The organism is Cyanobium sp. HWJ4-Hawea (genome assembly GCF_024345815.1).
Taxonomy (GTDB): Bacteria; Cyanobacteriota; Cyanobacteriia; order PCC-6307; family Cyanobiaceae; genus Cyanobium_A.
Genome location: NZ_JAGQBV010000041.1, coordinates 1 through 22,603 on the forward strand (window position 1 = coordinate 1; position 22,603 = coordinate 22,603).

General features: G+C 60.8%; 34 protein-coding genes and 1 tRNA gene. 10 read left to right on the plus strand and 25 right to left on the minus strand.

Features of this window, described 5'->3' with window-relative positions; genetic code table 11:
- Positions 1-47: 47 nt before the first annotated feature.
- Positions 48-121: transfer RNA gene (locus tag KBY58_RS09605), tRNA-Arg, on the plus strand.
- Positions 122-277: 156 nt separating this feature from the next.
- On the opposite strand, the gene KBY58_RS09610 is transcribed toward KBY58_RS09605, so the two are convergent.
- On the minus strand, positions 278-430 hold the full coding sequence (locus KBY58_RS09610; protein ID WP_254932810.1) for a hypothetical protein: 153 nt from the start codon (positions 428-430) through the stop codon (positions 278-280).
- Between the two features lie 358 nt (positions 431-788).
- Between KBY58_RS09610 and KBY58_RS09615 the strand changes: the two genes are divergently transcribed.
- Both KBY58_RS09615 and mazF read left to right on the plus strand, forming a co-directional pair.
- A complete protein-coding gene (locus KBY58_RS09615; protein WP_255004120.1) occupies positions 789-1,031 on the plus strand; it encodes an AbrB/MazE/SpoVT family DNA-binding domain-containing protein in 243 nt (80 codons plus the stop codon).
- On the plus strand, positions 1,031-1,405 hold the full coding sequence (gene mazF, locus KBY58_RS09620; protein WP_255004121.1) for an endoribonuclease MazF: 375 nt from the start codon (positions 1,031-1,033) through the stop codon (positions 1,403-1,405). Before KBY58_RS09615 ends, mazF begins: the two co-directional genes overlap by 1 nt.
- Here mazF and KBY58_RS09625 read toward each other — a convergent pair.
- From KBY58_RS09625 to KBY58_RS09640, 4 genes are all read right to left on the minus strand, one after another.
- Entirely contained in the window at positions 1,402-1,959 is a 558-nt protein-coding gene (locus KBY58_RS09625) for a hypothetical protein (protein ID WP_255004122.1), read from the minus strand. The two genes, mazF and KBY58_RS09625, sit on opposite strands and share 4 nt — an antisense overlap.
- Positions 1,960-2,026: 67 nt before the next feature.
- The gene (locus tag KBY58_RS09630; RefSeq protein WP_255004123.1) at positions 2,027-2,881 is read right to left on the minus strand and encodes a galactose mutarotase; all 855 of its coding nucleotides are present in this window, start codon (positions 2,879-2,881) and stop codon (positions 2,027-2,029) included.
- 5 nt (positions 2,882-2,886) lie between these two features.
- Entirely contained in the window at positions 2,887-4,197 is a 1,311-nt protein-coding gene (locus KBY58_RS09635) for a DUF2252 domain-containing protein (RefSeq protein ID WP_255004124.1), read from the minus strand.
- On the minus strand, positions 4,190-5,068 hold the full coding sequence (locus KBY58_RS09640) for a PfkB family carbohydrate kinase (RefSeq protein WP_255004125.1): 879 nt from the start codon (positions 5,066-5,068) through the stop codon (positions 4,190-4,192). Before KBY58_RS09640 ends, KBY58_RS09635 begins: the two co-directional genes overlap by 8 nt.
- 68 nt (positions 5,069-5,136) lie before the next feature.
- On the opposite strand from KBY58_RS09640, the gene KBY58_RS09645 reads away from it, so the two are divergent.
- Positions 5,137-5,712 (plus strand): PCC domain-containing protein, encoded by a 576-nt coding sequence (locus KBY58_RS09645; RefSeq protein ID WP_255004126.1) that lies wholly within the window; start codon positions 5,137-5,139, stop codon positions 5,710-5,712.
- A gap of 52 nt (positions 5,713-5,764) precedes the next feature.
- A complete protein-coding gene (locus KBY58_RS09650) occupies positions 5,765-6,346 on the plus strand; it encodes a rhomboid family intramembrane serine protease (RefSeq protein ID WP_255004127.1) in 582 nt (193 codons plus the stop codon).
- Between the two features lie 201 nt (positions 6,347-6,547).
- On the opposite strand, the gene KBY58_RS09655 is transcribed toward KBY58_RS09650, so the two are convergent.
- Positions 6,548-6,931: a DUF393 domain-containing protein gene (locus tag KBY58_RS09655; RefSeq protein ID WP_255004129.1), complete on the minus strand. Its 384-nt coding sequence runs from the start codon at positions 6,929-6,931 to the stop codon at positions 6,548-6,550.
- Positions 6,932-6,963: 32 nt separating this feature from the next.
- On the opposite strand from KBY58_RS09655, the gene KBY58_RS09660 reads away from it, so the two are divergent.
- Both KBY58_RS09660 and KBY58_RS09665 read left to right on the plus strand, forming a co-directional pair.
- Positions 6,964-7,341: a hypothetical protein gene (locus tag KBY58_RS09660; RefSeq protein WP_254932799.1), complete on the plus strand. Its 378-nt coding sequence runs from the start codon at positions 6,964-6,966 to the stop codon at positions 7,339-7,341.
- Positions 7,342-7,364: 23 nt separating this feature from the next.
- Positions 7,365-7,658 carry a HigA family addiction module antitoxin gene (locus tag KBY58_RS09665; protein WP_255004131.1) on the plus strand — a complete coding sequence of 98 codons (294 nt, stop codon included), beginning with the start codon at positions 7,365-7,367 and terminating at the stop codon, positions 7,656-7,658.
- Positions 7,659-7,679: 21 nt separating this feature from the next.
- Here KBY58_RS09665 and KBY58_RS09670 read toward each other — a convergent pair whose 3' ends face one another.
- The 9 genes from KBY58_RS09670 to coxB form a co-directional block, all read right to left on the minus strand.
- Entirely contained in the window at positions 7,680-8,135 is a 456-nt protein-coding gene (locus KBY58_RS09670; protein ID WP_315858051.1) for a hypothetical protein, read from the minus strand.
- A gap of 41 nt (positions 8,136-8,176) precedes the next feature.
- Positions 8,177-8,824, minus strand: a complete 648-nt coding sequence (locus KBY58_RS09675) for a class I SAM-dependent methyltransferase (RefSeq protein WP_255004134.1) — start codon at positions 8,822-8,824, stop codon at positions 8,177-8,179.
- Between the two features lie 28 nt (positions 8,825-8,852).
- On the minus strand, positions 8,853-9,947 hold the full coding sequence (locus KBY58_RS09680; protein WP_255004135.1) for a zinc peptidase: 1,095 nt from the start codon (positions 9,945-9,947) through the stop codon (positions 8,853-8,855).
- A gap of 16 nt (positions 9,948-9,963) precedes the next feature.
- Positions 9,964-10,194, minus strand: a complete 231-nt coding sequence (locus tag KBY58_RS09685) for a DUF3955 domain-containing protein (RefSeq protein WP_255004136.1) — start codon at positions 10,192-10,194, stop codon at positions 9,964-9,966.
- Between the two features lie 48 nt (positions 10,195-10,242).
- Positions 10,243-10,761 carry a hypothetical protein gene (locus KBY58_RS09690; protein WP_255004138.1) on the minus strand — a complete coding sequence of 173 codons (519 nt, stop codon included), beginning with the start codon at positions 10,759-10,761 and terminating at the stop codon, positions 10,243-10,245.
- 129 nt (positions 10,762-10,890) lie between these two features.
- The gene (locus KBY58_RS09695) at positions 10,891-11,106 is read right to left on the minus strand and encodes a Nif11-like leader peptide family natural product precursor (RefSeq protein ID WP_254932795.1); all 216 of its coding nucleotides are present in this window, start codon (positions 11,104-11,106) and stop codon (positions 10,891-10,893) included.
- A 27-nt stretch (positions 11,107-11,133) separates the two neighbouring features.
- Positions 11,134-11,769 (minus strand): heme-copper oxidase subunit III, encoded by a 636-nt coding sequence (locus KBY58_RS09700; RefSeq protein WP_254932794.1) that lies wholly within the window; start codon positions 11,767-11,769, stop codon positions 11,134-11,136.
- Positions 11,766-13,382: a cytochrome c oxidase subunit I gene (gene ctaD, locus KBY58_RS09705; protein WP_254932793.1), complete on the minus strand. Its 1,617-nt coding sequence runs from the start codon at positions 13,380-13,382 to the stop codon at positions 11,766-11,768. Before ctaD ends, KBY58_RS09700 begins: the two co-directional genes overlap by 4 nt.
- A 15-nt stretch (positions 13,383-13,397) precedes the next feature.
- The gene (gene coxB / locus KBY58_RS09710; RefSeq protein ID WP_255004140.1) at positions 13,398-14,204 is read right to left on the minus strand and encodes a cytochrome c oxidase subunit II; all 807 of its coding nucleotides are present in this window, start codon (positions 14,202-14,204) and stop codon (positions 13,398-13,400) included.
- Between the two features lie 416 nt (positions 14,205-14,620).
- Here coxB and KBY58_RS09715 point away from each other — a divergent pair, with 416 nt between their 5' ends.
- Complete coding sequence (locus KBY58_RS09715) at positions 14,621-14,884, plus strand: hypothetical protein (RefSeq protein WP_254932791.1); 264 nt, start codon at positions 14,621-14,623, stop codon at positions 14,882-14,884.
- Positions 14,885-14,892: 8 nt separating this feature from the next.
- Here KBY58_RS09715 and KBY58_RS09720 read toward each other — a convergent pair whose 3' ends face one another.
- The 7 genes from KBY58_RS09720 to KBY58_RS09750 all read right to left on the minus strand — a co-directional run bounded on the left by KBY58_RS09720 (position 14,893) and on the right by KBY58_RS09750 (position 18,518).
- Positions 14,893-15,459, minus strand: coding sequence for a DUF2939 domain-containing protein (locus KBY58_RS09720; protein ID WP_255004141.1), 567 nt, complete (start codon positions 15,457-15,459; stop codon positions 14,893-14,895).
- Positions 15,456-15,668, minus strand: coding sequence for a hypothetical protein (locus KBY58_RS09725; protein ID WP_255004142.1), 213 nt, complete (start codon positions 15,666-15,668; stop codon positions 15,456-15,458). The genes KBY58_RS09720 and KBY58_RS09725 overlap by 4 nt, the downstream gene beginning before the upstream one ends.
- Positions 15,669-15,677: 9 nt before the next feature.
- On the minus strand, positions 15,678-15,941 hold the full coding sequence (locus tag KBY58_RS09730) for a hypothetical protein (protein WP_254932788.1): 264 nt from the start codon (positions 15,939-15,941) through the stop codon (positions 15,678-15,680).
- Positions 15,942-16,057: 116 nt separating this feature from the next.
- Entirely contained in the window at positions 16,058-16,243 is a 186-nt protein-coding gene (locus KBY58_RS09735; RefSeq protein ID WP_255004143.1) for a hypothetical protein, read from the minus strand.
- Between the two features lie 80 nt (positions 16,244-16,323).
- A complete protein-coding gene (gene gluQRS / locus KBY58_RS09740) occupies positions 16,324-17,319 on the minus strand; it encodes a tRNA glutamyl-Q(34) synthetase GluQRS (RefSeq protein ID WP_255004144.1) in 996 nt (331 codons plus the stop codon).
- A gap of 69 nt (positions 17,320-17,388) precedes the next feature.
- Positions 17,389-17,664, minus strand: coding sequence for an HU family DNA-binding protein (locus tag KBY58_RS09745; protein WP_006911342.1), 276 nt, complete (start codon positions 17,662-17,664; stop codon positions 17,389-17,391).
- 173 nt (positions 17,665-17,837) lie between these two features.
- Positions 17,838-18,518: an MBL fold metallo-hydrolase gene (locus KBY58_RS09750; RefSeq protein WP_255004146.1), complete on the minus strand. Its 681-nt coding sequence runs from the start codon at positions 18,516-18,518 to the stop codon at positions 17,838-17,840.
- Positions 18,519-18,597: 79 nt separating this feature from the next.
- Between KBY58_RS09750 and KBY58_RS09755 the strand changes: the two genes are divergently transcribed.
- Positions 18,598-20,664, plus strand: coding sequence for a glycogen debranching protein (locus tag KBY58_RS09755; protein ID WP_255004153.1), 2,067 nt, complete (start codon positions 18,598-18,600; stop codon positions 20,662-20,664).
- Between the two features lie 31 nt (positions 20,665-20,695).
- Here KBY58_RS09755 and KBY58_RS09760 read toward each other — a convergent pair whose 3' ends face one another.
- Together KBY58_RS09760 and KBY58_RS09765 are read right to left on the minus strand one after the other, a co-directional pair.
- Positions 20,696-21,232 (minus strand): GNAT family N-acetyltransferase, encoded by a 537-nt coding sequence (locus KBY58_RS09760; protein WP_255004147.1) that lies wholly within the window; start codon positions 21,230-21,232, stop codon positions 20,696-20,698.
- 4 nt (positions 21,233-21,236) lie between these two features.
- Positions 21,237-21,557, minus strand: coding sequence for a DUF1778 domain-containing protein (locus KBY58_RS09765; RefSeq protein ID WP_255004148.1), 321 nt, complete (start codon positions 21,555-21,557; stop codon positions 21,237-21,239).
- Between the two features lie 318 nt (positions 21,558-21,875).
- Between KBY58_RS09765 and KBY58_RS09770 the strand changes: the two genes are divergently transcribed.
- Positions 21,876-22,238: a hypothetical protein gene (locus KBY58_RS09770; RefSeq protein ID WP_255004150.1), complete on the plus strand. Its 363-nt coding sequence runs from the start codon at positions 21,876-21,878 to the stop codon at positions 22,236-22,238.
- A gap of 178 nt (positions 22,239-22,416) precedes the next feature.
- On the opposite strand, the gene KBY58_RS09775 is transcribed toward KBY58_RS09770, so the two are convergent.
- A partial coding sequence (locus KBY58_RS09775; protein WP_255004152.1) for a hypothetical protein occupies positions 22,417-22,603 on the minus strand: 187 nt, incomplete at its 5' end.

Sequence of the window (22,603 nt, forward strand, 5' to 3'; positions counted from 1 at the left end):
GTAAAGGGCACTGGCACAATGCCAATGGCTTGGCCATCGGCCAGCCTGCTCCCTTAGCTCAGCTGGATAGAGCAGCTGCCTTCTAAGCAGCCGGTCGTGTGTTCGAATCACACAGGGGGCGTTTCAATGGCGCGGCGCGGTTACGAAAGCGGCAGCGCCATCAATCGAGGTATCAGCCGCCGGCCCAGTTCAGCCAATACCACCCATGTATTAGGCAATCTGCCAATACATGCGGATGCCTGGTGGCCGGGCCAGCATCGCGCCAGAAGAGTGATCTCTACGCCTCAACCATTTGCTGTTTCTTTTTGCCATCGCGCGATTTAGCCGGCTTGCCTACCAGAGAGGAAAAGGTGCTGATCTCAATGGCGCGGCCAGGGAAAACAGCCCTCACTTCCAGCTCGCCTCCCATGGCCTGGACGAAGTTGCGCAAGGGTCATCTCGTGCCGCAGCTGATCCTTGCGCTGCTCAATGCGCTCGCGCCGTTCGGAGCTGTGGGATTACCCCGATTCAGCAGGACAGCGCTGCGAGTTGGATCGAAGGCATAGAACACACGCAGCTGGGGGCCCATCTCCTGAAGCAGCTCCACGATGGCCGTCACATCGCCCTACGCCTGCTCTCTGAGCTCGCCCCACCAGTCTTCGAAGACAGCGGTCTGACAGACATGCCACATCCAGCATTCCCTCCGTGGAATATTTCCGGAGCTTGGCCGCTGCCGTCAAGACCCTCTACCCAGGGACCAGAAACCGCTCAAGGAAGCTGTATAGTCCGTGTATAGCCGCTTACTGGGCATGCAAACAAAGGTTCAAAAATGGGGAAACAGCCTTGGCGTAAGGATTCCACGGGGCATAGCTGAAGAGCTGGGCCTGGGAGCTGGTGCGGAGGTCAGCCTCACCGCGAAGGATGGTGAGATGGTCTTGAGGCGCTCCGCGCCAAGTCGGCTGAGGCTTGCGGATCTTCTTGCAGGCGTCACCGGAGACAACATCCACTCGTCCATTGACTCAGGTGATGCCGTAGGGGCTGAAGCATTCTGATGTCTTCCTACGTGCCAGATCGTGGTGATTTGGTGTGGCTGGAGTTCACACCACAGGCAGGAAGTGAACAACGTGGAAGGAGGCCAGCACTTGTTATATCTCCTAAGAACTACAATGCAAAGGTCGGGCTGGCCTTATTTTGCCCTGTAACTTCAAAGATCAAGGGATACCCTTTTGAAGTACGGCTCCCCGATGGATATGTAGTGGGTGGAGTTGTTCTTTCGGATCAGATTAAAAGCCTTGACTGGCGATCTAGAAAAGCATCGTTCATCGAGCGGGCTTCAGCAGATGTCATGGCGATGGTGACTGCGAGGGTGTTGCCGCTTCTTGAAGCCGACACGCCTGCCAACCCCCTAAAGCCAACATTTACTTAGAGCTTGAGCAGGGCCAGGAACAGTTCGTAGCCGCCATCCATCGCAAGGTTCAGGCCATAGGCCGACATCCCCGTAAGGAGAGCTTCGGTAAGGGGACCGCCAAAATGACCGGGGTGGATACAACGATCCACGCTTGAAACAACCAACGAGGTAACGACAAATGCGCACCAACGCCCCTTTAGAAGGGGTGAAAGCTGGGGCACCTGCTGGATGATCTGCAGAATTGCAGCCGCCGCTAAACCGGTTTGAGATGCCCCAATCCAGTGGGCCGCTGTTGTCAGTCCAAGATTGCCCTGGGTCATCCAGAACATGCAGGCAAAGAAAGAACCCGTGAACTGCTGCAAAAAGGTGCCCGCACCATCAAGGCTGCGAACAATAATTAGATCCCTTGGGCTATTCCCATGGTGACCAACAACAGCCCTTTCAGCAAACTGCTGCTCCAGCAGCCTCAGGCCAAAGATCACAGTAATGCCCATCACGAAAGCCCCAGCCAGGTGCTGACCAAACAGGATCAGCATTAAACCAGCGGCAATAGGAAGCACGACTTTGTTCATGCTGCTTTCGGCAAGTCCGGATTGATAAAATCCACTCAGACGACAAGTTTATCCAAGGCACCGCGCCTCAGACCTGGCCCAGGGCATAGCGGGTGTTTAGTTCGGTGCTGGCCCCTGGAGCCAATTCGATCTTGCGATCACCGCTCAACAAAGATTGACGGGGGCCACTCCAGGGTTCGATGCAAACCATCGGCCTGGGTGGCTCGGTCCAAAGCACCACCAAATCAAAGGGGTGGCTGGGCTGCAGCTCGAGGCTGGTGCCAGCGGCCCCATCCACCAGGCGCACCGGGCCCGTGGGCCGCACCAGCAGATCAATGCCCGTGGCCAGGCGTTGCATCTGCTCTGCCGTGGAAGCAGGGGCCATGGTCAGGTGATTGAGGCACCCATCGGGCAGCCCCTCAAAGCTCACGCCCTCCAGGCTTGAGAGGTTGAAATAGGGATGCAGGCCGAAGCTGAAGGGCATCGGTGCTTCGCTGCGGTTGGTGACCGTGGTGTTTATTTCGAGGGCGCCGGCGGCAAGCCGCACCTCCATGCTGAGCAGGAAAGCAAAGGGATAGGCCGCCAGGGTTTCTGGGGTGTCGCTTAACTGCAGTTGCACGCCCCGACCATCGGCGAGGGGTTCCATCTGCCAGGGCAACTGGCGCGCAAAACCGTGCTGACCAATCGTGAAGGTGCCCTGGGGCAGGGGCAATTCGTTGTTTGGCAGGCCACCGGTAATTGGAAACAACACCGGGAAGCCGCCCCGCACCGATTGGGCCGGATCGAGGAAGCGCTCCAGATCTAGGTAGACCACCTCCCGATCACCGCAACGCCAGCCGCTGATCAAGCCGCCCCGCTCCGGCACCACCCGCAGTAGGTCGCCGCTGCTGGGATCACTGAACTCCCAATGGGGATAGGGGGTGTCGCGCTGAATCAGGGGCATGGCGATCAGGGCTGGGGGGATTGCTGCCCACTTTGCTGCAGGCGCCCATCGCCGATGGCCTGAAGCAGCATCTGGTAATCAGCTTCTGCCTGATCGGCATGGCACAAAGCCTGCCCAACCAAAGCCTTGGCAAATAATTTAGGTTCTCCGATATGGGCACTGATTGCCCGGCGATCGCCTGAACGGGCATGGGCCTTGGCCAGGGTCCAGCCGCAGAAACGGCCGTAATCACTCAGCCCATCGGCATCCAGGCAGGTCACATCAACAGACCCTTTCCAGTCGCGGAAATGGCGCCAGTAGATATGAAGCCCCTCTGGCGTAGTTGTCCAGCCTAGGAAGGCATCGCTCGCGGTTTGCATCAAGCGCTGACCCTCCACCACCCGTTGGCCCTGGTGCTCAGGGCCGCCCTTGGGGAGGTAGGGCGCCAGGACCGATGGCTCGGCTTGCTTGCCCTGCAACACCAAAACATCGTCGGGATGGCTGCCCACAAGCACCCCAACGGCACAGCGGGTGCCAACTGATCCGACGCCCACCGCCTTGAGCGCTGCATCTACAAAGCGAAACTGCGACATCACCCGCCTCATCTCCGGACGGATATTTGACAAATACTGCTCGTACATCACATCAAAGCGCTGCTGAAAGATTGCCCCGCCGCCCCACTGCTCAGACAGCTCTTCATAACGCCAGATCAGGGGTGGATCATGGCGAAAGCGCAGCTCCCCATCACTGCCGCTAACGCAGAGCTTGCGCACGGCCTGGCGACTGTCGCGCCTTTTGGCGGCCGCCATCACATCGACCAAATGCTGCTGGAGGGAGCTGCTGTGTTCAGCAATCAATCTCTCCACATCGAGCCGCATCACATACATCTCGATGAACGGCATGGCAGCAAAATTGGCCATTGCCTCGCCATAGGCCCGAATGCTGCGGCGACAAATCTTTTGCTGTTTCTGATCGCCCAAGCCCAAACTGCGGGCCGCGAGTATCAAGCTGGCCGCCAGCCGCTGCAGATCCCACTCAAACGGGCCTGGATAGGTTTCATCAAAGTCGTTGATGTCAAACAGCAGTTGCCGTTCGGACGATGCAAAGAACCCGAAATTCATCAGGTGGGCATCACCACAGAGCTGCACCATCAGGCCGGAGTGGGGCTGACGGCCTAAGTCAGAAGCCATAACCGCCGCCGTCCCCCGGTAAAAGGCAAAGGGGCTTTGGGCCATGCGGCTATGGCGCTCCGGCAAGAGCCAGGGCAAGCGCTGAACTTCCTGGTTGATCAGCAGTTCAATCGGATCGGGGCGCTGGTTCTGCCGTTCGTTAGACACCTTTGCCGGAGCCGGGGCTGCCATCCCATGGTGGAACACTGGCCGGGGCATAGGGCCCAAACTGCACCGCACAGTCAGCGCCACAGCGGGCCCCGAGGGCGAGGGCCTGGGCCACGGGCCAGCCCGCCGCCAAACCGGCCGTCACCCCGGCAGCAAAGCTGTCGCCGCAGCCGTAGCTATCCACCGGCTCCGACGTGAGCGCTACCGCCGCAAAACGGCCGCCGGGCTGACACCAGCCGCCGGCTGCTCCTTCGGTGGCGATCCGCAGTCGCGGTGGCCGGGTAAGGGAACCTTCCGGCACCTGCTCGCCGGGGTCGAGGGCACTGCCGATCAGGGCATCGCATTGCACACCACTGGCCTCCAGCAGTGGCAGCCCCAGCCTGGGCGTTGCCGCAAGCAACTTGGCGCGGCGGGCATGCTGCAGCGCTACCGCATCGGCGGCGGTCAAGAAGACACCATCACACCCTGCCAAATTGCCCCAGGGCAGGGGGTCGGCTGCCACCGGCGTCAGGCGCTCGCCGATCACGGTGATCGTGCGCTCACCCAGCCGGTCCACAAAACTGATGCCCCGGCGGGTTGGTTGATCACGCCAGGCCACGTGCATCTCCAGGCCCAGTTCGCTGAGGCGGGCAACGGCCTGTTCGCCCACCGCATCCCGGCCGAGGGCCGTAAAAAAGGGCACCCGCCGGCCCGTAAGACGGGCCAGTTGCACCGCCACCACGGCACCGCCTCCAGCCGGCTCTTCCAAATAGGCGGAGGCATGGCTGATGCTGCCCGCAATCGGCAGCTGCTCCACTGCCACAAAACTCACCCACTCGACGTGCCCCACCACCGCCAACTTCAGGCAGGCCAGGGCCGGATCAGCAGACATGGCAACCGTGCAACCGCTCCAGCATGAAGCCGGCGTAACCTTTCGGCCTCCATGCCTTGCCGCCCGCCATGCGTGCCCTGCCGCTCCACCTCGAAGCCGGCAGCGATGTGCGCCGCAGCCTTGAGCAGCTGGCGCTCGAGCACCAGGCCAGTGGCTTCGTGCTCAGTGTGGTGGGCAACCTCTCCCGGGCGGCCTTCGCCTGCCCTGGCAAAACCGCGCCCACCCTGCTCCAGGGCGAGCTGGAGATCATCACCTTGCAGGGCACCCTCTCGCCTGGGGGTGTGCACCTGCACCTGAGCTTCTCCGATGCCGAATGCCAGGTGTGGGGCGGCCACCTCGAGCACGGCACCCTGGTGCTTCGCGGCGCCGACCTGCTGGTGGGCCTGCTCGAGGAAAGCCCCAGCCCTGCTGCGGGTGCCACCCAGATGCGGCCCCGGGTGGAGATCGCCACCCTGCCCGGTTGCCCCTTCTCGCGCCGGGCCCTGCGCATGCTGCGCACCCTGGGCATCCCCTTCCAGGAGATCGAGGCGACTGGCGGAGGGTCCGTACCCCAATTGTTCATCGATGGCGTGGCCATCGGCGGCTACGACGCCCTGACCGAGCTGCACAGCCGCGGCGAGCTGGAGCCCCTGCGCGGGCTGTGAGCAGCGGAGAGGTGGCGGCCCTTGCCATGCTGAGCTGCACCCTTACGGCGCCATGAAAGACTCCCTGCCCCAGCGGCTGGATCGCTGGATCGCCAGGGCCGGCATCAACCTTCTGATCCCGCCGTTGATCCTGGTGATTCCCTGGCTACAGGAGTTAGTGGATCAGCTGCTGTTCGGCGGCAAGTGGAACCTGCCGATGGTCCCTGGGGGATCGTTTCTCGGGGTGCTCACCGCGCCCTTCAGCCACGGCGGTTTCGGCCACCTGCTGGCCAATTCCCTGACCTTTCTGCCCCTGTCTTGGCTGGTGCTGCTGCGCGGCCGGCGCGCCTACCTGGCCGTGTGGCTAGGGGTGTATGCCACTGCCATTCCCGTGTGGCTGTTCTGGCCGAACGGCAGCCATGGCCTTTCCGGGGTGGTCTATGGCCTACTGGGCTACCTGCTCATAATTGGCTGGCTGGAGAAGCGCCCCCTATCGCTGGTTCTGTCGGTACTTGCCCTAATCGCCTACGCAGGAGTGCTGCCAAGCCTGCTGCCAATTTTTTCACCGCCAGGCGTCAGCTGGATTGGCCACCTCAGCGGCTTCGCCGGCGGCCTGCTAGCAGCCCTAGCCCTGGCCGATGACGACAAGCCGTAGCGCCGTGGTGGCTCAGCAGAATTAAAGGCAGGTCAGAGAATGGAAGGCATGAAGAAGCAGACCTCAATAAAAAAGCTTGTGCGCAATTTCCTTAGGCGTTGTGTCGATTGGCGCAGTCGGCAGCTGGAAGCCCTGAATGCCCTGGATGGCTTAGCCGAGCGCACTACAAGCCATAGCTCCGGCCCCCGGAGCCGAGAGTCTTTAAACACCCGCCTGATCCGGGTCCACCGGCAGACCTTTCAAATGCAGGGCGGTTCGCCGGGCCCAGAGCAATAGGGGATAGAGGTTCTGGGCTCGCTTGGGGGCGCTAAATAGTTGGCTGAGCAGCTGCAGCAAAGGGTCACTGGGGGCCATGCAGCGGCACAGTTCAGCAATCGCCGCTGCCCCATGCCAGGCCTGATCCCCATCGAGGAGCACCGCGCCAAGGGCCAGATCCAGGCCACGCTGCTTGAGCCGGCTGCGTAGGACGTGATCAGCGCGGCCGTCTCGAATTTCGAGCCCAGGCATCCCGCCCACCAGCTCACTGCGCAGGGCAAAATGACGGCAAAAGGGGCAGCCGCCGTCGTACACGAGCACCATGGTCATTTCTCCATCCTGACCATCGCCACCCCAACGCCGTGACCCAGCTGTTGGCCTTTCTCCTGGCGCTGCTACTGCCGCTAGTAGTGCCGCTGGTCAGCCTGATAGCCGCACCAACGGCGCTTGCCGCTGCTCCAACGCAATACCTATGCGAAGGGGAAGCGCTGACGGCCGAGGAGCACATGGGCGCGGTGGATGCGACGGGAATTCCAAATAGCAATGCAGGCACCGTGCCTGGGGCCTTCATCGTTCTGCAGTGGCGCGAGCTGAGCCTGCAGCTGCCCCGCACCAACAACGCTGGCATTCCCAGCTACAGCGATGGCCGCTGGTGGTGGCAGGCCATCGATCCCAACCACCCCGATTTCTCCCAGCGGCGCGGCGAGTGGGAGAACTTCAGCTGTGAAGCCAATCCGTAGTCGAATCGACAACTAATCCCACCATGGACCGCCTTCCCCCCATAACCCCTGGTGAACTACTCAACGAAGAGTTCCTCCAGCCCCTAGGTGTCAGTCAGTACCGGCTGGCAAAGGCCATAGGCGTACCGGCTTCCCGCATCAGCGAAATCGTTGGTGGCCAGCGCGCAATAACAGCCGACACCGATCTGCGCCTGTGCCGCTATCTCGGCCTCAGCCCCGGCTACTGGTTACGGGCCCAGGCAGCCCACGACACTGAGGTGGCCGTGGTCGAATTGTCAGCAGAGCTAGAACAGATTCAACCCTTGGTTGCCTGCTAACCAGGCACCAATCTTTGGGCATCAGCCACCGGACCCTGGCATCAGCCGCCACAGGGCCAATCCGCCACCGCGGCCCCGTGCTGCCAGCAAGCCCTGTGTATCTCGGCTGATTAAGGCGAAGAAGGGCATCCGCTTCGCAGCGGGCGCGGGCAATTCGCGCTGAAGCAAAACCCTCCCCCCCAGGCCCAGCTCCAGCCGATCAAAGCTGAAAAGCAGCAGCGGTCGGCGGCCCTGCAAGCGGCCTCGGCCGCGAAAGCGGAGCTCCAAAGCGCCAAGGTTCACGGCGTTGCAGAGCAACAGGCCATCGCCGTCTAGATCGATCTCAAGCCTGGCCGCCAAACCGCGCAACAGCCAGCCGCTGAAGGCTGAGGCCCGTTGACTGCCCTTCGGCCAAACCACCTCCAGCTGCCAACAGCCCTGCAATTGCGCTGCCTGCAGACCCGTACCCAGGTGCCGAGCCTGATCCTCGAGGGCCAACAGCTGGCCTGCACTTGGCAATAAAAGTGGCGAAATATCCATTAAGACTTAGTAGCAATAACGGAGAAAAAGGGATCTCCATTTCCACCCACTAAACCCTTTAATCCCTGCGCCCGGGTTTGTTCAGCCAGAAACTCAGGCTTCGACCAGCCCTGGGCCAACAGAACCTCACCCACATATGAGAGATGGTCCTTATCACTGCCATCGGCCCACACCTGGGGCGCCTTGGTAAAAAACATGCGATTTGAGAAAGAAACGATCACCATTCCGCCCGGGCGGGTGATCCGCAGCAGCTCCGCCGCCACAGCTTCTGGATACTGAAGATATTGCCAACCCGCCACAATCAGCGTCACATCAACACTCTCACTCTTCAGGGGAATTTCTTGGTTGAGGTTGAGATTTTGCAGCCAATGGCTATCCAAACGCTTATTGGCAACCAACTCCTGCTCATTGAGACCATGGCCAATTACCCGTTCATAAACGCCATCTTCGGGTAAATGGGATACCCAGCTAGACATCAGATCAAGCACCACAGCTCGAGCTGGAATGCGGTCTTGATATAGCTGGGTTAACCGCTGGCGAAAGGAGCCGTCAAGGTGCTGCACAAAGCGCGGCTGGGCGTAGAAAAGCTGGTCTTCGCTGGAGTCCCACTTACGGCGCTGGGATTCACTGAGAACTTGAACCGCCATCAGCGCCCATCCATTGCAAAGACCATAACTATGGCTGGCAGTCTCGCTGGGCCAGCAAGGCGGCCTGACGCTTGCCATCGCGGTCAATGGGCTGGGCCTCAAAGCCGTCTTCGGTGACGTCAAAACGACCGCTGATGCAATCCAAAGACAAGCGAGCGCTCACATATCGGCCATAGGCGCGGCCCTTACCCTGCTGCATCGCCATGCCAAGACATTGATCCCTCGAACCCCAGATACAGCTCATCGCTCCGAGCACACCGCCGATCAAGTTGGTTGCCACCTGATTAGTGCGGTCGATCTCAAAACGCTGCACCTCATAGAGCTTTCTTCCGGTTGCTAAAAACTCGCCATTGCCGGAATCAGCCAATGGCCTACTAAAGGTTTCACGGGTATCAAAGCTCCAGGTACCAAGGCGTTGGCCAGGGGTGAGCTCCTTCGCAAGCCCTGCGGCAAGGGCCTCAAAACGCTCCTTCGGGTAGCCGTGGTGGCCAGGGGCAATGAACTCGTAATCACCGAGCTCAAACATCAAATTGGCACTGCGGGTAAAGCCATCGATGTCCATGGCGCCGTAACCCAGCAGCGAACCCAATACCTGGCCCGTGCGCCAATCTGCCGCCAATTCCTCCTGTTTCACCGTGAGGGAAAAGCCACTTTTGTAGGGGCCAAGACCCAAACTCCTATTGGCATGGTGTCCCCATTCGTGGGCAAGCACCGCCAGATCCATCGATAACAACTCCTGCTCGCCCAGTCCGCGGGCAGCCTTGACAGCTCGGCGCAGGTCGAGGGCCATGGCAATTTCCTGGCTCTTGGTGCAATAGAGGGCCGTGGGGTGCTTCACCTCAGCACCACCACAGCCGCTAAGTCGTTCTCCCTCAAACAACAACTGGGGTTTAACCAGGCTGACCCCTTGGCCGGCGGCCCTTTCACTCCAATAGCGAAAAAGAAAATCGCTGGCCGCCTGCAGGTAACGGCGGCGCAGGCCGGGGGAGCTTTCTTCCTTGCCAAGACGCATCAGATCGAGGGCCTGGGCCTGGATCGTGGGGGGCTCTTTTACTGGCAGAAGGCGGGGAGTAGCCAGGGCGGCCAATAGGAACGACTGGCCCAGCAGCAGGGTTGGGAACATCAGGGGCCTGGGTTCGTCAATCTTTGCGGGAATCTTTGCGGGAATCGTGGCGGAGGTTGGCCCCGGCAGCCCCCAGGCAGACAAGCCCTGCAGCACCGGCGAGATACCCCAGGGGCACCAGTACAAATGGCTCCCGAAGGCTGCCATCACGGCCGACCTGGCCACCAATCGCCCTAAACCCGACCCAGCAACCAACCATCGCACCGAACAGCACGAGGGAGGTAAGGGCTAGTGGACGAAATTTCATGGGGCCAAAAATCAATTAATAGCGACCATTTAATCGATCACTTAAGGATCACTTAAACGAATAGACCGAGACGGGCTTCAGTTGCCAAGAGGCCTCACCTGCCACCAATTGATAGTTGATTTGCCTAGAGCCACCCGTTGGCTTGGCATTGATATCACCAGGCCTGTAAACAGGGAAACTGCGGGTTAGGCGATTTTCAACCACCTTGAAGGTGTCATGCCCCATGTAGCCAACGGCCATCTTGCCGGCCAGTTCCGGCAGGTTGATTGGGGTAATGGAGCCCGACCCCCTATTCACCGCATAACCAACCACGGAGCCATAGGAGCCACTACCAGCCCCGCTGACAAATACATAGATCTCAGGCAGGCCATTCGAATTCAAATCGGCAACCGCAACCCCACTGATTGATCCATCAATGGTAGTTTGGATTGGAGCCAAGGGCTTCTTAGTGCCCTTGGTTTTAATCGTGAGATCTCGCTGGGAACCTTCACCCTTACTACTCACCGTAAAGGTGATGCCCTGCAGGGAAAGGACTGAAGGATTGGCCACCCCTGCCAAGGCAACCATGGGAGACGCTGCTAAGCCAATTACGGGCAAAAGCATTGCAACACCTGCTGCATAAATGCGGCCCAATTGGCTAGGCGTCGAAAGCTTAATCATCGGGATCTCCTTGTTGCTGAAAGGCGTGGCCATCAATTAATTGTATTCACCAGGCAGGTCGTTTTTACGCACCGTAACCCGGTCGAATCGCTTACCGGAAGCGCGGAGGAGTTCATCGCCTGAAAATTCAAACCCCAGCCGCTTGGCAATCTGGGCCACATCATCGGCCGTGGCCCCAGCCAGCACCTCCTGCTTGAGGGCCCCATCGGCTTGCATGCGGGCCATGAATGCCTTCAGCTGGTCAAGAGACATGGCACTCGCGGGCAGCAAGGGTCAAAACTACAGCAGGTAGATGATCCCAAACAGCACCACCCAGATGCCATCCACGAAGTGCCAGTAGAGCTCTGCGGCCTCCAGGCCAAAATGGCTATGGCTGGTGATTGAACCACCGGGGCGTGCCTGCCACAAAACAATCAGCATCAGCATCACCCCCAAGGTGACGTGCAAGCCGTGGAAGCCCGTGAGCACATAGAAGGTGCTGGCGAACAGGTTGCTGGTGAGGCCAAAGGGAAGGGTGAAGTACTCACGCATCTGGCTCGCCAGAAAGGCAACCCCCAGGGCAATCGTGACCGCCAACCAAAGGCGACAACCGGCCGAATCATCGGCCCGCAGCTGGCGGCCAGCGCGATGGAAAGTGAAGCTACTCAGCACCAGCAGCACCGTATTGATGGTGGGCAGGAGCAGCTCCAATTCATAAATCCCGCCGGGGGGCAGCGGGTTTACGGCGCGAAAGGTGAGGTAAGCGGCAAACAGACCCGCAAAGGTCATGCCATCGGCCACCAGGAACAGAACCAGGCCATAGAGCCGGAAATCACCGTGCTCCTCGTGCTCTCCGTGCTCCCCGTGGCCAGCACCCCCTAGGGAGGCATCCAACCCAGAGCTGGGGGTTTCACTGGTGCTGCCAATGGTTGTCATGGTGAAACCTCCTTGCCATAGCCGTAAGGGTGCAGCACATGGGGGGCGGGCCCATGCCAGTTTTCAACGGGGGGCGGTGAACTGGTGAGCCATTCAGGGGTAAGGGCACGCCAGGGATTGTCTCCAGCCTCCTGGCCCCGGTAGTAGCTCATCACCACGTTGATCAAGAAGGGCAGGGTGCTGAGGGCCATCAGCAGGGCGCCGACGCTGCTGATTTGGTTCAACAGGGTGAATTGGGGGTCATACTCAGCTACCCGGCGAGGCATGCCATTCATACCGAGCCAATGCTGGGGGCCAAAGCAAAGATTGAAGCCGATGAAAGTGAGCACAAAGTGCAGTAAACCCAGCTTTTCATCCAACATCTTGCCGGTGAACTTCGGATACCAGTGGTAAACCGAAGCAAAGATCACGAAGACCGTGCCTCCGTAAACGATGTAGTGGAAGTGGGCCACCACAAAATAGGTGTCGTGGACATGGACATCAAAAGGCACTTGAGCCAAGGCAACCCCGGTGATGCCGCCCAAGACAAAATTGACAATGAAGGCACAGGAAAAAAGCATTGCGCTATTGAGGGCAATCTTTCCTCCCCATAGGGTCGCAAGCCAATTAAAGAATTTAATGCCCGTGGGCACGGCGATAAAGGCGGTGGCAATCGTGAAGAACAACCTCATCCAGGGAGGGGTGCCACTGGTAAACATGTGGTGGGCCCAAACAATTAGGCCCAGAAAAACAATTGCCATAATCGAATACACCATGGTGGTGTAGCCAAAAAGGGGCTTGCGGGCATGCACGGGCAATATTTCACTGACCAAGCCAAATGCCGGCAGCACCATTATGTAAACGGCAGGGTGCGAGTAGAACCAGAAAAGATGCTGGTACACAACCACGTTGCCGCCTAGGCCTGGATTAAAGAAGCCCGTGTGGGCAACTATGTCGAAAGCAAGCAAGATCAATGTGCCCGCAAGTACTGGCGTGGAAAGAACCACCAAAATGCTGGTTCCCAGCATGGCCCAGCAATACATCGGCAGCTGCATCAGCTTTAGGCCCGGTCTACGCAGCTTCAGGATAGTGGCGATGAAATTAATGCCGCCCAGAATCGAACTGCCCCCAAGAAGTATCACGCTGAATATCCAGATCAGCTGGCCTGCAGCGGGAGTGGTCAGGCTCAGGGGTGGGTAGGCGGTCCAGCCCGACTGGGCCGCACCCGTGATGAAGTAGCTAGAAATCAACATCAGCCCCGCCGGGGGAATCAGCCAAAATGCGACCGCATTAAGGCGCGGGAAGACCATGTCGCGGGCACCCACATAAAAGGGGATTAGGTAATTACCAAAGGCACCGTTGACCACCGGCACAATCCACAGAAAAATCATCACCGTGCCGTGGAGGGTGAGAACCTCGTTGTACGACTCACGATCAAGAAAATCGGAAATCGGCGTGGCCAGCTCGGTGCGGATCATCCCCGCCAGCACCCCACCAACAAAGTAGAAAAAGAAACTGGTAACCAGATATTGGATACCAATCACCTTGTGATCGAGGCTGAAGCCGAAATAACGACGCCAACCACCCTCGGCTTCATGGGCCAAAGGAGCTGGTTGGGAGCTGGTGAAGGCCATGGCTGGGGGAAGGGCTTAGGTGGCTACTGGATTAGGGCTGTTCTGCTGCACCCACTGTTCAAAGGCATCGGGTTCCTGCACCACCACCGATGTGCGCATGCCGCCGTGGTACGGCCCGCATAATTCAGCGCAAATAACCGGATAGGTGCCGGCCTTGGTGGGCGTAAACGACAGCACCGTTGGCTGTCCAGGGATGACGTCTTGCTTGAGTCGGAATTGGGGCACCCAGAAGGCGTGAATCACGTCGTTGGCCTTGAGATGCAGCTCCACCGGCTGCCCCATCGGCACATGCAGCTCACCGCTGGTGATGCTGCTATCGGGGTAGCTGAAGATGAAGGCGAATTGCATCGCTGTGACATCAACCTGCATGGTGGCCGCCTCGCCAGAAGCCATGCCAATGCCAGCCCAAACCCGCTCTTCTTTGCCAGCACTGGCATGCATGGAGCCGTGGTCGCCGAGGGAGCTCATGCCGCCCATCCGCTCGTAAATGTTGTAGCTGTACAGGCCCACAAACAAGACGACTACCGCTGGAATTGCCGTCCAGACAATCTCCAGGGGCAGGTTGTCTTCGACGGCGGAACCGTCACCCATATCACCACTGCGGCGCCTAAAGCGCACCAGGCTGTAGATCAACAGACCGCACACCCCCACAAACAGCATTGTGCCGATGCTGAACAGCACCCGAAACAGCTCGTCGTAGAAGGGGGCATTGCTGCTGGCCTGCACCGGCAGCATCGAAACGTTGTTACCAACCCAAAGGCCGAGCAAAACAATCGCTATGCCCAGCAAGGCTGTAGTTGCCGACGTCCGCAGGGAAGACAAGGCCGAAAAGCTTGAAGCTGGACCAGGCTAGGCAGGCCCTGCCGTTAGAGCAGAGCCGGTTTTAAGAATGTGTTGAAGGACCCACTCAAAATTGGGGCTTCAGCCGCCGGCGGCAAAGGTGGCAAGCACTGCCACCGAGAGAAACATCCCCGGCAGGAGCAGCAGCACCAACTGGCCCAGGTCGTGGGTGGTCATGGTTTGTTGGGGGCAATTTTTGGTTGGCGCCCATTTCTGGAAGGCATGGCCAGGCTAGGCAAGATCGGGGCGGCGGCAAGTAATCAGAAAATCAATCAGGCCACCAGTGGGGCCATCAATCCGGCAGTCAGCTGGCCAATCAATAGTGAAAACAGTTGTTGAGGGATTGGTTCAAGGGCCTTGGTCCTTCCTTAGCTGTGGTAGCCCCAGCCCCCCAGCCCATGGACCGCCATCAGGCCTACCAGCTCCGCTGCACCCTGAGCTTTGGGGACATCTACGGCCAAATCCTGATCTGGATGATCGTGATCTTTGCCTGCCTGGCGACCGCCCTAGCGCTGATGGGGGCAAACAATCCGATCTTCGCCCTACTGGCGGTGGGCGTCATCCTGGTGCTTTCGCTGCCATTTTTACTTTTTGCCTTCACTACAACCCTGCTCAACCACATCGCCCTTGATCCAGCAGGGCAACCAGAGCAAGCCTCCTAAAGCTGGCATCAGGAGGGTTCAAACCTGCCATCTGGTGGCAAATCGATGGCCACCAGCATCCAACCAACCAAACCCTGGCGGGCCAGGGTGAGGGCCAGGGGTCGTTGCTGTCGATCCTTGAGCCTGACCACAAACCTATTGGGAGAGCTGTAACCCATGCTCGTGCTGGCCAACAGCTGGGCCAACCCCCATGGAGAATCGGCAGCCCTGGGATTTTGATCCGCCTGCTGACTCACCCTGGCCCTAATCCCATCCGGGGTTGCCAAGCTTTCCACCGCCGCATCAACTACCGGGCCCATCACCAGGTTCGCCAAGCCCAGCAAGGGATTTGCCCCTGGCTGTTGCTGGCCGCTAAGCCGATACAGGGCCACCTGCCTGGCTTCGCCCTTTAGGGATGAGCGCAGGGCAGGGAAATCGATATAGCTGCTGACCTTGGACCCATTGCCCTGGGCCAGGGCCAGCCCGCAATCGGCCAGGGCAAAGATCGGGCTGCCCCCATAAATGGTGGCGGCAGTACCTACCGCCAGGGCAACCAGACGACGATTAGTACGTTGCGAAAAAATTTGACGGCTCATCTGCCGTTTAGGAGGCGAAAAATCCGCACCCCCTGGGTGCCGCCCTTTTTGTCGTTGGAATTAAGGCTTGGCTTGAGTCTGGTGCTAGGAAGCTCTCGCTGGGGCCTCACCCCATGCACCCGCAGGGCTTGGACATGCAGCGACACCGCCGCCGCCAATAGGGCCACAAGTGCCAGGGCGATGCGCAGGTTGCCATTGGGCTTATGCATGGAATCAACTCAATAGCCGCTGTAGCCCATCATTGAGTTGTAGCCCTCCTCTGGGTCAAACTCGTTCCAGCCAGGGCTTGCCTGGTCAAACAGGCCATAGCGAGCTGCCTCGTCATCATCGCGGGTATTGCCGGTTGGGCGGGTATCACAGCTCACCGCACCCCCAGGCAGGGATTGGCAGTTGTCAAACACCACTCCGGCCCTTGCCGGCAACAGCCCAGCCAAGGGAAACAGTCCAGCAAGAAGCAGCAGAGGAATCAGCAGTACAGGCATGAATGATGATGGCGCCGACTTCGATCCTGCAGCGATGTACACCGACTGGACCGCCGTCATCCTGCTCCTTTTGACGGCAGCCCCCCTGGCCGCGGTTGTGGCGACGGCAACTTTCTTTATCTGGCGACAGAAGAAGGCGAAGCGTTGACCCTCGGCAGCCGCCCCTGCAGCACCGCTGCTGTGGTCATCGCCGGGTAGGAACCAGGCACCTGGCCCTGGCCTAGGCACTCAAGGCAGGTGCGGTAGCTCTGCTCACCGAGCCGGAGATTGCCGCTGCCGCCGCAATGGCTGCATGAGTTCATGAAATTGCGCCCCATTCAGACTGTGTTTTGCGTTCCACACAGTGTGGCGGCAATTTGCCCCTCCGATCCCGAAACCTTCCTTAAGTCTTGGCGCCTGAAGCGGCGCCGTCACTAGAAGCTCTCAGGCACGCATCGAGGCAGCTGGGGGTCAGCTCCTGGAGCAGTTCGGCCGCACTGAGGCGGGCCCCTTGCGGCACCAGCCCCGCGCTGGCGGCCAGCAGCCCCACCACGGCCGGGGCATCCAAGCCCTGGGCCCGCAAACCGGCCAAGCCTTCAGAACCCTCTCGCTTGCTGAGGCGCTGGCCCTGGCCATCGCGCCAGAGGGGCAGATGGCCGTAGCGAGGAGGAGATGCCCCCAGCCGGGCCATCACCGCCACCTGGGCTGCCGTTGCCCCCCAGAGATCGGAGCCCCGCAGCACATCGCTGATGCCCAGGACCAATTCATCCACCGCCGTGGCCAGGTGATAGGCCAAAAACCCATCGGCTCGCCGCAACACCACATCCCCCACGGCCTGGGGGCCATCCAGTTCGCCGGGTGGGCCGTAGCGCTCCTGCCAGCACAAAGCTCCGGCGGGCAGCCGCAGTCGCCAGCTGGGGCAGCGCCCCTGCTCCATGCCCCACCCCAGGGCCAGCTCCCGGCAGCTGCCTGGATAAACGCCGCCCAGGCCATGGGGAGCGGAGATATCAGCCAACATCCTGCGGCTACAACGGCAGCCATAAAGCCAGCCCTGGCGCCGCAGGCCTGAGAGCACGGAGCCATAGATCCCCCGCCGCTCGCTTTGCCAGAGCACGGATCCATCCCAGGCCAGGCCCAGCCAGAGCAAATCCGCCTGGATTGCCTCGCTGGCTCCAGGCCGATTGCGAGGGGTGTCGAGGTCGTCGATGCGGAGCAGCCAGGCTCCCCCCTGGAGCCGGGCCTCCAGCCAGCCGAGCAGGGCGGTGCGCAGATTGCCGCAGTGCATGGCACCGGTGGGGGAAGGGGCAAAGCGGCCCCGGTAGCCCTGCTCACGCTGCCGCAAACCAGCCGAGACCTGTTCCGCGAGGTGCTGGGGCAACAGCGGCAAGAAAGAAGCCATAAAAAAGCGGCCCCAAGGGGCCGCTTGAAGTTAGGTCTGGCTGGGAGCTAAAGCTTCCAGAGGGTTAAATCAGCCTTGAACGCGGTCCTTGAACATCTTGCCGGCGGTGAAGGCGGGCACGCGCTTGGCGGGGATCTTGATCTTTTCGCCGGTCTTAGGGTTCAGGCCCTGACGGGCAGAACGCTCGCGGGGCTCGAAGGAGCCGAAACCAAGGATCGAGACCTTTTTGCCTTCGACCACGGAATCAATGATGGTTTCGATTGCTGCATCAACCACTTGAGAAACATCGGTCTTGGTCAACTCGGTGCGGGCGGCCACGAGATTGACGAGGTCAGCTTTGTTCATGGGACGGGGGAAACCTGTTGGGGGGCTAGTGAGCCGTTTGTCAGCGCGCCAATGGTATGGGCCTTCACCTAAGACGGCAACTCAAATGCGGGTCACAGCAGTGCTTTTGGTCACAATTTCCGCAAAAAGGCAACTGAAACCATTCGGCCCTGGATCTAATTAACTGCTCCCCCCTAAGCCGACAAATCCAGTTGGGCCAAGGCTTCTGCCCCATTGAGCACCAGCTTCTCGCCCCGCAGCGCCCCCAGGGCGCCGCCGCAGGCAATCCATTGCGGACTGTTGCTGGGTAGCCAGCTGGTTAGTCTCCACAAGCTGGCAAGTTGCCGCGGCCAGTGGAAGGTGCGGGCCGTTCGCAGGGGCTGGAGCTGGCCCGGAGCGACGGGCAAAAGCAGGCGCCCGCAGAAGAGTCCATCGACTTCCCCGACCTGGCAGTGCAACACAGATGCACCCGGCGTGGGCCCCGGGGTCCAGAGCAGCTCTAGCCCTGGGCCCAGGCTGTATTTTTCGGCAAAGGTGAGGCAAGACTCAATACCTGGCAGCAGGTAGGCCTCCTGCTCCTGCACCACCACCTGCAAGCCCAGGGCCTCCTGCAGCCGGCGGCAGCGGCCGTGGCCCTCCCGGCTTGTCAGCACCAGCCTTCCTGGCCCCTGTTCAGAGCTGCGCTGGCGCAAAAAGGCCAAATTGGCCTCGGTGTAGCCGGGGCAATCCACCAGCAAATCGCCGCTGCAGCCGATCTGCCCGGCTTCCAGCAACCAGCTGCTGCCCCCCTGGCTATCGCGGCTGGGGGCAAACAACCAGAGGCCAGGGCGCACCTGTTGGGGCGGCCGGCCGGGATCTAAGGCAAGGGTTTGCACAACAACAGGGTCGCACCGGCTGGAGCTTGCCTAAATTGGGATCCCCAGGCCAGGCCTGTTGTCTGCTCCCCACCCCCCCATCCACGTAGGACAGCCCTGGCCGCTTGGGGCGAGCACAACTCCGCGGGGAGTCAATTTTTCTGTGGTGGCGCCCCTGGCCACCCACATCGAACTGCTGCTCTTTGCCCACGCTGATGCCAGCGAGCCAGAGCGGGTGGTGGAGCTCGACCAAAGCCATCGGTCCGGCGACCACTGGCACGTGGAGGTTGAGCAGGTCGGCATTGGCAGCTGCTACGGCTATCGAGTTTTTGGCCCTTTGCAGCCCGGTGGCCACGGCTTCAACCCCTCCAAGGTGCTGCTCGATCCCTGTGCCCGCGCAATTGCCGGCTGGCTGGGCTACGAGCGGGGGGCGGCCGTAGGGGCAACCCCGAACACCGCCAGCTGCCTGAAGGGGGTGGTCACAGAGCGGGATCGCTTCGACTTCACCAACGCGCCACGCCCGCGCCACAGCTGGCAAAAAAGCGTGATCTATGAGCTGCACGTGGGCGGCTTCACCCAAGGCGAGGGCTGCCCCGTGCCGGCGGAACGCCAGGGCAGCCTGCTGGGCCTAATCGACACCATCCCCTACCTCAAAAAACTCGGCATCACCACGCTGGAGCTGTTGCCGGTGATGGCCTTCTGCCCCCATGACGCTCCAGCAGGTCGGCAGAACTACTGGGGCTACAGCCCCTTGAGCTGGATGGCCCCCCACCCCGGCTACCTGCTGGGTGACAACCCCTGCGAAGGCCGCCAGCAGATGCGCCAACTGGTGAGCGCCTGCCACCAGGCCGGCCTGGAGGTAATTGTGGATGTGGTCTACAACCACACCACCGAGGGCAACCAGGCGGGTCCCACCCTCAGCTGGCGGGGGTTTGGCGACCGCCTCTACTACCAGCAAAACGCCAAGGGCTACTACCAGGACGTGAGCGGTTGCGGCAACACCATTGCCGCCAATCGGCCCCTGGCCAGGCGCCTAATTCTGGAATCGCTGCGCTGCTGGGCCACCGAATTGGGGGTGGATGGCTTCCGATTTGACCTCGGCATTGCCCTTAGCCGTGGCGAAGACCTGACCCCCCTCGAAAACCCACCTTTGTTTGAGGCGATGGAGGCCGACCCAGACCTCAGTGATCTCAAATTGATCAGCGAACCCTGGGATTGCGGTGGCCTCTACAAATTGGCCGACTTCCCCGCCAAGCGGGTCTCCACCTGGAACGGCCGCTTCCGCGACGACACCAGGCGTTTCTGGAATGGCGATGAAAAATCCTGCTGGGCCATGGGCCAACGTCTTCTCGGCAGCCCAGACCTATTCACCAAGGGGCCCGTGCGCCCCGGCCAGGGCATCACGTTCCTCACCGCCCACGACGGCTTCACCCTGGCCGACCTGGTCAGCTACAGCCGCAAACACAACCTGGCCAACGGCGAAGACAACAGAGACGGCGACAACCACAACAACAGCGGCAACTGGGGGGCCGAGGGACCGAGTTGTGACCCCGCCATCGTGGCCCTGCGGGAGCGGTTGCTGCGCAACCTGCTCAGCTCCCTGCTGCTTGCCCCAGGCGTGCCGATGCTCCTGATGGGCGATGAGGTGCGGCGTAGCCAAGGCGGCAACAACAACACCTGGTGCCAAAACAACCCCATGGGCTGGATGCACTGGCAACCCAACGCCAGCGACCAGGCCCTACACACCTTCCTGCAACGGCTCTTGGGGTTGCGGGCCCACCTGGCGGGCCTGATCAATCCCGAAATACCCCACCCCGAACGGGGCGCCCGCCAACCGGCCCAGGCCGGTGAGATCTGGCACCAGTGGCATGGGGTGGAAATCAATCAACCCGACTGGGCTGGCTGGTCCCACACCCTGGCCTGGAGCCTGAACCAAAGTCCTGCTGGGCCACTGTTGTGGTGCGGGATGAATGCCTATGGCAAAGCCATCCATTTCGACCTGCCGGTGTGCCCATCCGGATGGGTGCGGGTGATCGACACAGCCCTGCCCGCCGGCGAAGATTTGCCCCAAGAGCCGATTCCCTGGCGCGCCCCAAGCGCCCCGCTTCAGAGCCGCAGCCTGGTCCTACTGATGGCAGCCCCACTGATGCAGGGGGTAAGGCTCTAAAAGCGGGCGGGGCTCAGGCAGGGGCCAGGCCCTACTGCAGAGGTGGAAGAGAAAGCAGAGAGATAAACAAACGTTCCGGGCGTCCTGGCAAGGGACGGAACCCCATCGATAGGTAGAAGCGCTGGAGGTGGGCCCGTTTTGATTCCCCAGCATCAGCCGCCACATCAAGCAGCATCAGCCGTACACCCAGAATCTGACCTGCCCTTTGGCTCTGCTGCAGGGCATCCACCAGCAGGATGCGACCCAGCCCCTTGCCCTGGTGGCTCCGTTCGACAGCGAGGTGGCTCAGATAAATGCCTGGGATCAGGCTGGAGCGAGGAGCTCGCAGCGCAGCAGCGGGGGGAACATCGGCCACACCAATGGCATGGGCATTGATGGCGTAGAAGCCCAGGCAGGCCCGAGATTCGCCTGCATGGGCGGCGTCAGTGGCCACGTAGAGCCTGGTGTAGCCATCACGCTGCTGACGCTTGGCAGTGCGGCGTAGGAAGTTGTCCTGGCTGTCGCTGCCGCAACGGAAGTGCTTGGTGTCGTGAATACCAGGGTCAAAGGCTTCGATCCGATAGGCCACCGGATCAGGGGCGCACGACCTGGTTCTCGTGCAACCGCCAGGCTTCGAGCAAGGCGTTCGTTGGCGTGGTTTCTTCGTCGAGGGCGGAGAGCAGGGCCTGGTGATCGATCTGGTTGAGCAGGGTCTGCTGCTTGCTGCTGAGCAGCTCCTGGGCACGGGTATAGGCCGCCATCACCACAAAGGCGGAGGCCTCGACACCCATAAGGTCTGCGGCCGCCTCAATACTGGCTTTTACCGAAGGCTTGGTGCGCTGGTCCATGCGAGCCGAGCGGGGCTCTTCGATAACTTCGATGGCCGCATGGAGCGCAGCCTCAACCGGCGACACGGCTTCCTAGCAATTAACCCGCTAATTGTACGGCGAACAGCCGTACGCGGCTGAATCATTACCTCGCTAATTCTCCACCTCGCAACAGCCCTGCGGACACTGGCCCACAAAGACCTTTTAACTAAGCGGGCGGCGGGAATCGAACCCGCATCATCAGCAGCTGACCGGTAGATCCTCGAGCGCCTCGGCCCTTATTCAAGGAATTGAGCCCTACCTTGAATAAGGTCAGGGTGTATTTAAGGTTCTCCCCAGGGAGGCTCCATGCGGCGCGCTGTGAGGGCATTCGTGCCGGCGCCATTACCACCGAAGCCACCTGTGGTGCTGGAAGTTCCGCTGCAGACCCTGCATGAGCAGGCCGCGTTGGAGCAGTTCATTCACGGCGGGCCCGAGGGCGAGCACACCCTGCCGGTGCTGTTCCGCGTCGACGAGGCACGATTGATGGGGCTAGGCCGTTCCGGGGTGAGTGTGCAGCAGTGCTACAGAACCCTGCGCCAGCGACCGCTCACCAGCATCAACCAGCTCAGGGAGTTGAGTGGGCTGAGTTTTCCAACGGTCAGCAAGGCGATCGAAACCCTGGCGGGCCTAGGCATCGCCCGGGAAATCACTGGAGGGCGTCGTAATCGGCTGTTCGCCTATGACGCCTATCTGGCGATCCTCAGCGAAGGCACCGAACCTCTCTGATCACTCTGCCCAAACCCCCGATCTGAATAGGGCCGATCCTGATGCGCCCCACCTCGACGCCGGAGGGAGAGCGTCTTGATCCCGATCAGGGACTGCCCGCTCTGCTTCTGCAGCTGCCCGAGTGCGACTACAAACCCGGCTAGGCCAGGCACGTGTGGGCTGCCCGCCAGCGCAGCACTTAATCCCTGACTGGCTTGCTGCCTGCTCCCAGGAGTTCAGCCTCCAGGCCCAGCTGTTGGGCCGCGGCCACAAACGGAGCATCCAGGCTGCAGAGGGTCGCGCCACGGCCGCTGGCGATGGCAAGGTGCAGGGCATCGGCCGCTCGCAGGGTCGTGCTCCAGCCGCGCAGGCAGGCGTTGGCATTG